10 protein-coding genes are annotated in these 7,929 nt (G+C 59.3%); 6 read left to right on the forward strand and 4 right to left on the reverse strand.

Annotation, left to right across the window (positions count from 1 at the left end; genetic code table 11):
* Positions 1-23: 23 nt before the first annotated feature.
* The 3 genes from HMPREF9538_RS21930 to HMPREF9538_RS21920 all read right to left on the reverse strand — a co-directional run bounded on the left by HMPREF9538_RS21930 (position 24) and on the right by HMPREF9538_RS21920 (position 3,026).
* Positions 24-821 (reverse strand): ABC transporter ATP-binding protein, encoded by a 798-nt coding sequence (locus tag HMPREF9538_RS21930; RefSeq protein WP_002892698.1) that lies wholly within the window; start codon positions 819-821, stop codon positions 24-26.
* Positions 818-1,846, reverse strand: coding sequence for a FecCD family ABC transporter permease (locus HMPREF9538_RS21925; protein ID WP_072196910.1), 1,029 nt, complete (start codon positions 1,844-1,846; stop codon positions 818-820). The genes HMPREF9538_RS21930 and HMPREF9538_RS21925 overlap by 4 nt, the downstream gene beginning before the upstream one ends.
* A gap of 61 nt (positions 1,847-1,907) precedes the next feature.
* Positions 1,908-3,026 carry an ABC transporter substrate-binding protein gene (locus HMPREF9538_RS21920; protein WP_004151804.1) on the reverse strand — a complete coding sequence of 373 codons (1,119 nt, stop codon included), beginning with the start codon at positions 3,024-3,026 and terminating at the stop codon, positions 1,908-1,910.
* Positions 3,027-3,297: 271 nt separating this feature from the next.
* Between HMPREF9538_RS21920 and HMPREF9538_RS21910 the strand changes: the two genes are divergently transcribed.
* Positions 3,298-3,687: a hypothetical protein gene (locus HMPREF9538_RS21910; protein WP_002892699.1), complete on the forward strand. Its 390-nt coding sequence runs from the start codon at positions 3,298-3,300 to the stop codon at positions 3,685-3,687.
* A gap of 168 nt (positions 3,688-3,855) precedes the next feature.
* On the forward strand, positions 3,856-4,311 hold the full coding sequence (locus tag HMPREF9538_RS21905) for an RcnB family protein (RefSeq protein WP_002892701.1): 456 nt from the start codon (positions 3,856-3,858) through the stop codon (positions 4,309-4,311).
* A gap of 64 nt (positions 4,312-4,375) precedes the next feature.
* Here the strand turns inward: HMPREF9538_RS21905 and HMPREF9538_RS32075 are convergent, their stop codons facing one another.
* Positions 4,376-4,501: a hypothetical protein gene (locus HMPREF9538_RS32075; protein ID WP_002892703.1), complete on the reverse strand. Its 126-nt coding sequence runs from the start codon at positions 4,499-4,501 to the stop codon at positions 4,376-4,378.
* On the opposite strand from HMPREF9538_RS32075, the gene HMPREF9538_RS32080 reads away from it, so the two are divergent.
* The 4 genes from HMPREF9538_RS32080 to HMPREF9538_RS21890 all read left to right on the forward strand — a co-directional run bounded on the left by HMPREF9538_RS32080 (position 4,464) and on the right by HMPREF9538_RS21890 (position 7,873).
* Positions 4,464-4,601: a hypothetical protein gene (locus HMPREF9538_RS32080; protein ID WP_020316933.1), complete on the forward strand. Its 138-nt coding sequence runs from the start codon at positions 4,464-4,466 to the stop codon at positions 4,599-4,601. The two genes, HMPREF9538_RS32075 and HMPREF9538_RS32080, sit on opposite strands and share 38 nt — an antisense overlap.
* 215 nt (positions 4,602-4,816) lie before the next feature.
* Positions 4,817-5,995, forward strand: a complete 1,179-nt coding sequence (locus HMPREF9538_RS21900; RefSeq protein ID WP_009484234.1) for a M20 aminoacylase family protein — start codon at positions 4,817-4,819, stop codon at positions 5,993-5,995.
* 19 nt (positions 5,996-6,014) lie between these two features.
* On the forward strand, positions 6,015-6,791 hold the full coding sequence (locus HMPREF9538_RS21895) for an ABC transporter substrate-binding protein (protein WP_002892707.1): 777 nt from the start codon (positions 6,015-6,017) through the stop codon (positions 6,789-6,791).
* 128 nt (positions 6,792-6,919) lie between these two features.
* On the forward strand, positions 6,920-7,873 hold the full coding sequence (locus HMPREF9538_RS21890; protein ID WP_009484235.1) for an aldo/keto reductase: 954 nt from the start codon (positions 6,920-6,922) through the stop codon (positions 7,871-7,873).
* Positions 7,874-7,929: the final 56 nt, after the last annotated feature.

A 7,929-nucleotide genomic window follows, 5' to 3' on the forward strand; every position in this document is an offset into this window, starting at 1 on the left:
GGACGTGCCGCCCCGCGCCGCGGTCAGGCCTCGCTGTCCACCAGGCCGTCAATAATCACCTGCCGCACCCCCTGCGAACAGGGTTCAATACGCCCGCGCACCCCATAGACGGCCGCCAGAGTCTCGGGGGTGATGACTGCGGCCGGGGTGCCGTCGCCGAGCAGCTGGCCCGCCTTGAGCATCAGCACGTGGTCGGCGTGACGCAGGGCAATATTGATGTCGTGCACCACCACCAGGGTCACGATGTTGCGCCGCCGGGTCTCCCGGCGCACCAGATCCATCACGTGAAACTGGTAGTTGAGGTCAAGGGCGCTGAGCGGTTCGTCGAGCAGCAGCAGGCGCGGCTGGCGGATCAGCGACTGGGCGAGACCCACCAGCTGCTTTTGCCCGCCGGAGAGCTGATCGAGGTAGCTCATCGCCAGATGGGCAATCCCCAGCTGTCGCAGCAGCGCCATCACCTCCTCCTGGCGCTGCGGACTGTGGCGTCCTCCGGCGGCGCGCTGGGCAACGATAATCGACTCCAGCACATGCAGATGCACGCCGGCGGGCAGCGTCTGCGGAAGATAGACCACCTGCTCTGCGCGACGTGAGAACGGCTGCGTCAGCAGATTTTCCCCCTCCAGCAGCAGCTCGCCGCGGCAGGGGCCCAGACCCGCCATCGCCCGCATTAACGTTGATTTACCGCTGCCGTTTGGCCCCAGCAGCGCGGTGATTTTCCCTCGCGGCAGATGGGGAACCGTCAGGTTCTCGATCACCTTGCGTCTGGGGTAGCCGGCGCTGAAGTGAGACAGCGACAGCCCGGATAATGTCTGGTCGCTCATACCTGCCCCCGATGACGTAAAATGATGCTCAAAAAGAACGGGACCCCGACCAGGGAAGTGACGATCCCCACCGGAATAATGGCCCCGGGGATCAGGTTTTTCGAGGCGATGGAGGCCAGGGAGAGCACCAGGGCGCCGATCAGCGCGCTGGCGGGCAGGTAAAAGCGATGGTCTTCGCCGAAGAGCATCCGCGCAATATGCGGCGCCACCAGGCCGATAAAGCCGATTGGCCCGACAAAGGCCACCGAAAGCGCTGACAGGATGCTGATCCGCAGCAGCGTGGTCAGGCGCAGACGGCGAACGTTAATGCCAAAGCTGATGGCCCGGTCCTCGCCCAACCGCAGGGCGGTCAGCTTCCACGCGCTGCGCAGCGACAGGGGCATCACCAGCGCCAGGGCGACCAGCAGGATGGCGACTTTGCTCCAGGAGGCGCGATCGATGCTGCCCATGGTCCAGAACACCAGCCCCTGCAGCGTGTCTTCGTTGGCGATGAACTGCAGCATCGAGACCAGAGCGTTAAAGGTAAAGACCAGCGCGATGCCGAACAGAATGACGCCGGAGGTGGCCACCTGGGTCCAGCGGGTGATGCCGTCCAGCAGCAGGGCCGCCAGCAGGGCGAAGATAAAGGCGTTGGCCGAGATAAACCACTGGCCGGGAATACCGGGCAGACCAATACCCAGCACAATCGCCAGCGCGGCGCCAAACGCCGCAGCCGAGGAGACGCCGAGGGTAAACGGGCTGGCCAGCGGGTTATTGAGGATGGTCTGCATTTCGGCGCCGGCCAGTCCCAGCGCCAGACCGACGATAATCGCCATCACCGCATAGGGCAGGCGGATATCCCAGACGATGGCGCGCGTGCCCGGATCGGCGCTGGCCGGATCGGTTAACGTCTGCCACAGGTTCTGCAGCGGCAGACCGGAGGGGCCGAGCATAAAATCGAGCAGCAGTGACGCGACAATCAACAGCGCCAGCAGGAGGATCAGCAGCAGACGGCGACGCACGATACGGCGATAGTCATCCATCACGCCAGAGGTCCCGGCGGGCAGCCCGTCGAGCACGGAGTCGGAGGTTAAACGCATGCTGTATTTACTCGCTCTGCTGCCAGGAGAAGACGAACGGCTGGTCCGGCAGGTCGGTGAAATGGCGCACGATATAATGGTACGTCTCATCCGGGTTGAGATCGCCGAAGGCCTGCGGGTAGATATCTTTCGCCAGGTATTCCATGCCGACAATATTCCACGGGTGGTTATAGAAGTGGTGATAAACGCCATAGGCCCGCTTTTCCTGTACCGCCGGGATCTGGCTGACCCCAGGTCGCGCCAGCAGCGTCTGCGCCTGGGCCTTCACCGCCTCTGGCTTAACCGCATAACCCAGGGGCAACACCTGGCTGTTGCCGCGCTTCGAGCCGGTCATGATCCAGGCGTCGGGCTTCATGCTGATGATTTTCTCCAGCGAAACGAACCCGGAGGCGCCCGGCAGCAGCTGCGAACCGATATTGTTCGCCCCGACCGCCTCCACCAGCCCGCCCCAGCCGCTGTGGCCGTGGGTAAAGCAGCAGGCGTCGCTGTTGCCGGCCAGCGCTTCCACGAAGACGTTGGCCTTCGGCGTGATGGTCGCGGTCTTCTGGCGAATCGACTGCAGCTGCTGACGATAGTAATCGGTAAAGGCTTTGGCCTGGCTCTCGCGGTTAAGGACTTTGCCCAGCAGGTCGATGCTGGGGGCGGTATCTTTCGCCGGGGCGATCTCATAGTCGACAAACAGCACCGGAACGTGCAGGGCGCTGAGCTTGTCGATGACGCCGCTCTCCATCAGCGCTGGCCTGGCGCGCAGCTGGGCGATCATCAGATCCGGCTGACGGGCGATGACGCTTTCAAGATCGACGTTCCCTTTATCGCTGAAGCCCATGTCAAGGATCGTGGCCGACTGGGGCCACGTCGTTTTCAGCATCTGCCAGGTGGCAACATCCTGCTTTTTCGCCAGATTATTCCATGCCACCAGCCGTTTAAACGGATTGTCCCGGTCCAGCAGGGCGAGGGTCATAATGTCGCGACCATCCTGCAAAATAATACGCTGCGGCTCTTTGGCGAGGGTGACCTGCCGGCCGTCAAGGTCCGTGACCGTCAGGGGATATTGGGTTGCATAGCTGAGGAGGGGCGTCGCGAGCAGCGCAGTAAGTAACAGCGATCTTACTGATTTTCTTGCCATAAAATGAGTTCCGTTTGCCAATTTATAAATATAATGATTCTGAGAATTATTCTCGAGTAAACGTCAACGGCAAGTATATCAAGGGCAAATTTCATAAAATGTAACAAACATGTTGGAAATTATGCCAACGCCGACAGGGCGCGCGCGGCGGCAGCATTTTCTGCCATGGCTGGAGGTCGAAGACGTTTTTCAGGCTAATTCCTAATGTCATCCCCGGTTCGTTGTGCCATCCTGAATGCGACTCATAACACGACACGTGAGAGAGGATATTATGAAAAAAGCAATGATTGCGTTATCGGCTATTCTGGTTGCGGCTCCGGTTTTTGCTGCGACAACACATGCAACAGATGATACCGTCGCGGCGGCGAATGCCAACGCCAACACCGCTAAAGAGAAGCTGCATCAGGCCCAGCACGAGGGCGAAGAGCAGCAGCTGAAGGCGAAACACGCCGCCGAAGGCAAGCAGGACAGCGTCGGCAGCCAGGTGAGCGAAGGCGCGCAGAAAACCTGGAACAAGACCAAAGAAGGCACCGAGAAGGGGTGGGATAAGACCAAAGAGGTCAGTGAAAAAGGCTGGAACGCCACCAAATCCGGTGCGGAAAAGGGCTGGGATAAAACCAAAACCGGCGCCGAAGAATTAAAAAATAAAGTGACTGAATAAGTCCTTTAACCTGTCTGAATAAAGGTCGCGAAAGCGGCCTTTTTTATTGCCCCGCCATCAGCACAACCTCTTCCCGACTGCCGATGCCAGGAATCGTCCTGGTTAACCAGTTACTCACTCTTTCTTCACATTTGCCCGGTACAAAGGAGCTGAATCAGGAGGTGTACCATGAAAAAGATGATTTCTCTGGCAGTAATTTTATCCTGTGTGCTGAGCGTCCCGGCCTTTGCCGATGGCCCGAACGACGGCCATCGTCCGGGGCAACCCACGGTGTGGCAGAACGGTCCGGACCATGACGGGCATGCACCGCAGGGCGGACCTGACGCGCATCATCAGGGCGACCATGACCAGCGTGGCCCGGATCGCGACGGCCATGACAAACGCGATCTGGCACGTCATGAGCAGGACCATTTCGCCTGGCGCGGGAACGATTTCCGCAAAGGCCACCCGGCTCCGGCGCCGTTCCGTGGCGATGAATATCGCGTCCGCGACTGGAGCGACCGCGGCCTGCCGCCCCCGCCGGAAGGCCATCACTGGTCCTATATCGACGGTAACTATGTGCTGATCGCCGCGGCGACCGGGATCATCACCTCGATTCTGGTGAGCGGCGCCCTCGGCCACTAAATGCGCTGCTCCGCGACGCCGGGTCAGGAAAAGCCTGATCCGGCGATGGCGCACTCGCGGAAAGCTACGGATCCAGCGCAGCATCCGGCCAGTATTTATAACCATTGATCGTTGCCTGGGTGGACAGTTCTTTTTCGGTCAGATGATAAACGTTGACCTTCGAGGACAACGAGGCGGTATCTGACGCCACGCCGCTGGTGGAGGCGGCGATCGGCGCGCTGCAGCCCGCCAGCGCAACGATTGCGAGAAGGAAAAGCCTCTGTAATTGCCTGCCCGTTTATTTTATATAACGCTGGATGTGGCCGTGCAGGGTAGGGTAAATAACGGGAAATCCTCAAAAAAATAAACTTTTATTTTTTAATTGCACTATTTTGATTATTCATTGCGCTGTGATGAGTGAATTATTAAATAAGATGCGTCCATTCCAGGTATTAGAAATGCTGCTTGCATAAACTTTTCATCGCGATACCGTGATAAGTCCTTAATTTATTTCCCGGAGAGCGGCATGAGTGATTATGTAATTCCAGAAGTTAAAGCGACGGAAGCGGAAATGATTTCTATCCGTCATTATTTACATGCCAATCCGGAATTAAGTCTTGAAGAGTTTAATACCAGCGAACTGGTCGCCAGCAAGCTGACGGAATGGGGCTATCAGGTGACGCGCGGTCTCGGCAAGACCGGCGTGGTCGGCAGCCTGAGCAAAGGCGATTCTCCGCGCACCATCGGTTTACGCGCCGATATGGATGCCCTGCCGATCGAGGAAACCACCGGTTTACCCTGGGCCAGCACGGCGCCAGGAAAAATGCACGCCTGCGGCCATGACGGTCACACCACCATTCTGCTGGCGGCGGCGAAATATATCGCCTCGCCGGCCTGTCAGTTCAACGGCACGGTGCATCTGATTTTTCAGCCGGCGGAAGAGGCTATCGGCGGCGCGGATTTAATGATTAAAGACGGCCTGTTCGAGCAGTTCCCCTGCGAACGCATCTTTGGCTTGCACAACATGCCAGGCCTGCCTGTAGGCAAGCTGGGCTTCTACGCCGGCAACTTCATGGCCTCGGCGGACACCGTCAAAATCACGATTACCGGCTACGGCGGCCACGGCGCCCACCCCGAGCGCACCGTCGACCCGATCGTCGCCGGTGCGGCGCTGGTGATGGCCCTGCAGAGCATTGTGGCGCGCAACGTGCCGCCGGGGGAAACGGCAGTGGTCAGCGTCGGCACCTTCCAGGCCGGTATCGCCTCCAACGTCATTCCGGAGAGCGCGGTGATGGAGCTGAGCGTGCGGGCGATGAAGCCGGAAATCCGCGACCTGCTGATCAAGCGTATTCACGAGCTCGCTGACTTTACCGCCAAAAGCTATGGCGCCAGCAGCGTAGTGGAGGTTTACGACTCCTATCCGGTATTAACCAACAGTCCTGAAGAGACCGATTTCGCCCGGGCGCTGGCGCTGGAGGTGTTTGGCCGCGAAGGGGTCCTGGAGTCGGTCTCGCCGATGAACGCCAGCGAGGATTTCGCTTTTATGCTGCGCGAACGCCCGGGCAGCTACTTCCTGCTCGGCAATGGCGAGAAAGGGGAGAAGGGCGGTTGCATGGTGCACAACCCCGGCTACGACTTTAACGATGACATTATCACCATCGGCGCGACGCTGTTCGCCCGTCTGGTGGAAAAACACTGTCGCTAATCTCTGGAGAAGAACGCGAATGAAAAAATCACTGTTGCTATGGCTGGCATTAATGGCGTCGACGTCGGCGCTGGCCGAAGGGGGAAAGGAGATCCGCTTCGGCGTCGACCCGACTTTCGCGCCGTTTGAATGGAAAGATCCGCAGGGCAAGCTGGCGGGGTTTGATATCGATTTAGGCAACGCCATTTGTCAGCAGCTGCAGGCGAAATGCGTGTGGGTGGAAAGCAATTTCGACGGCATTATCCCGGCGCTGAAGGCGCGTAAATTCGACGCGATCCTTTCCGGGATGTATATGACCGAGAAGCGCAAAGCGCAGATTGCCTTTAGCGACAAGTTGTATAACGGGCCGGTGTTCCTCGTGGCGCGTAAAAATACCCTGCAAGGCAATACGCCGGAACAGCTGAAGGGCAAAACCATCGGCGTGGAGCAGGGCTCGGCGCAGGAGACGTATGTTAACCAGCACTGGCGGCCGCAGGGGATAAACATTGTGGCCTACCAGGGGGCCGATAGCGTGGTGCGTGACCTGGAGTCGGGGCGCATCGACGGCGCGGTGCTCTCCGGGATGATGGCCGACTACAGCTTCCTGCAGCAGCCGCAGGGTAAAGAATTCGCCTTTGTCGGCGGCCATCTGCAGGACGATACGCTGTTTGGCGCCGGGGCGGCGATAGGTTTGCGTAAAGACGATGAGGCGCTGCGTCAGGAAATTAACGGCGCGATTGCGAAGATTCTTGCCGACGGCACCTATAAAAAATTAGCTGGCAAATATTTTAGCTTTGATGTTTATTCCGGGACATAATGTCAGAGTGTACCTGCGGGCGTGGAGCGCCCGCCGTAAGATTCCTTTTCTGATTATCCAATCGACCTCCTCTCCTGACCCCTGTGGTTACCTGAGGGAAGCAGAATATAAGCTAAGGAGTACTCGGCATGATGACACGTCCTTTGGGCAAAACCGGATTTTCCATCGCCCCATTAGTCTTTGGCGGCAACGTCTTTGGCTGGACCATCGATGAAAAAACCAGTTTTGCTCTTCTTGATGCTTTCGTTGACCACGGTTTTGACGCTATCGATACGGCGGATGTTTATTCCCGCTGGGCGGAGGGCAACCAGGGCGGCGAATCTGAAACCATAATCGGCCGCTGGCTACAGGCGCGCCCCGGCATGCGTGATAAAGTCAAAATTTTCACCAAAGTCGGCTCCGATCTCGGCCTCCCCGGCCATAAAGGGCTGAGCAAAGCCTGGATCCAACAGGCGGTTGACGACTCTCTGCGTCGCCTGAATACCGATTATATCGACCTCTACTTCTCCCACTGGCCGGATCCGCAAACCCCGGTGGCGGAAACGCTGGAGGCCTTCCACAGCCTGCAGCAGGCCGGAAAAATCCGCGCGATGGGGGCCTCTAACCTCGATGCGATGCAGCTGGCGGGGGCGCTGGAGGTGGCGCGTAAGGGCGGCTTGCCTGCGTGGCAGGTGCTGCAGCCGGAATATAACCTCTACCACCGCTCTGCGTTTGAAGGCGCGCTGTGCGATCTCTGCGTCAGCCGCGATATCGGGGTGGTGACCTACTACAGCCTGGCCTCGGGGTTCTTAACCGGTAAGTACCGCCAGCCGTCGGATCTGACACAGAGTCAGCGCGGAAGCGGGATTGGTAAGTACCTGAATCCGCGCGGGATGCGGATTATCGATACCCTGGCGGCGGTCGCGGACGAGCAGGGCGTGAAGCCGGCTGAGGTGGCCCTGGCGTGGCTGATCGGCCGCGAAGGGGTGACCGCGCCGATCGCCAGCGCCACCAGCGTGGCTCAGGTGGAGAGTTTTGCCCGCGCGGCGGCGCTGAGCCTGAGCGCGGAGCAAGTGGCGCGGCTGGACGGCGCCAGCGCCTGAGGCAATCCCTCTTCCCGGCGGGGAGAGGGGGGAAGGCTAAACATGACGCGGACCGT

The sequence above is a fragment of the Klebsiella sp. MS 92-3 genome, assembly GCF_000195655.1.
Classification (GTDB): domain Bacteria; phylum Pseudomonadota; class Gammaproteobacteria; order Enterobacterales; family Enterobacteriaceae; genus Klebsiella; species Klebsiella pneumoniae.

Coding starts and splice junctions, on each gene's coding strand:
- HMPREF9538_RS21930 (WP_002892698.1), bottom strand. CDS start 821: ATGAGCGACCAGACATTATCCGGGCTGTCGCTGTCTCACTTCAGCGCC.
- HMPREF9538_RS21920 (WP_004151804.1), bottom strand. CDS start 3,026: ATGGCAAGAAAATCAGTAAGATCGCTGTTACTTACTGCGCTGCTCGCG.
- HMPREF9538_RS21910 (WP_002892699.1), top strand. CDS start 3,298: ATGAAAAAAGCAATGATTGCGTTATCGGCTATTCTGGTTGCGGCTCCG.
- HMPREF9538_RS21905 (WP_002892701.1), top strand. CDS start 3,856: ATGAAAAAGATGATTTCTCTGGCAGTAATTTTATCCTGTGTGCTGAGC.
- HMPREF9538_RS21900 (WP_009484234.1), top strand. CDS start 4,817: ATGAGTGATTATGTAATTCCAGAAGTTAAAGCGACGGAAGCGGAAATG.
- HMPREF9538_RS21895 (WP_002892707.1), top strand. CDS start 6,015: ATGAAAAAATCACTGTTGCTATGGCTGGCATTAATGGCGTCGACGTCG.
- HMPREF9538_RS21890 (WP_009484235.1), top strand. CDS start 6,920: ATGATGACACGTCCTTTGGGCAAAACCGGATTTTCCATCGCCCCATTA.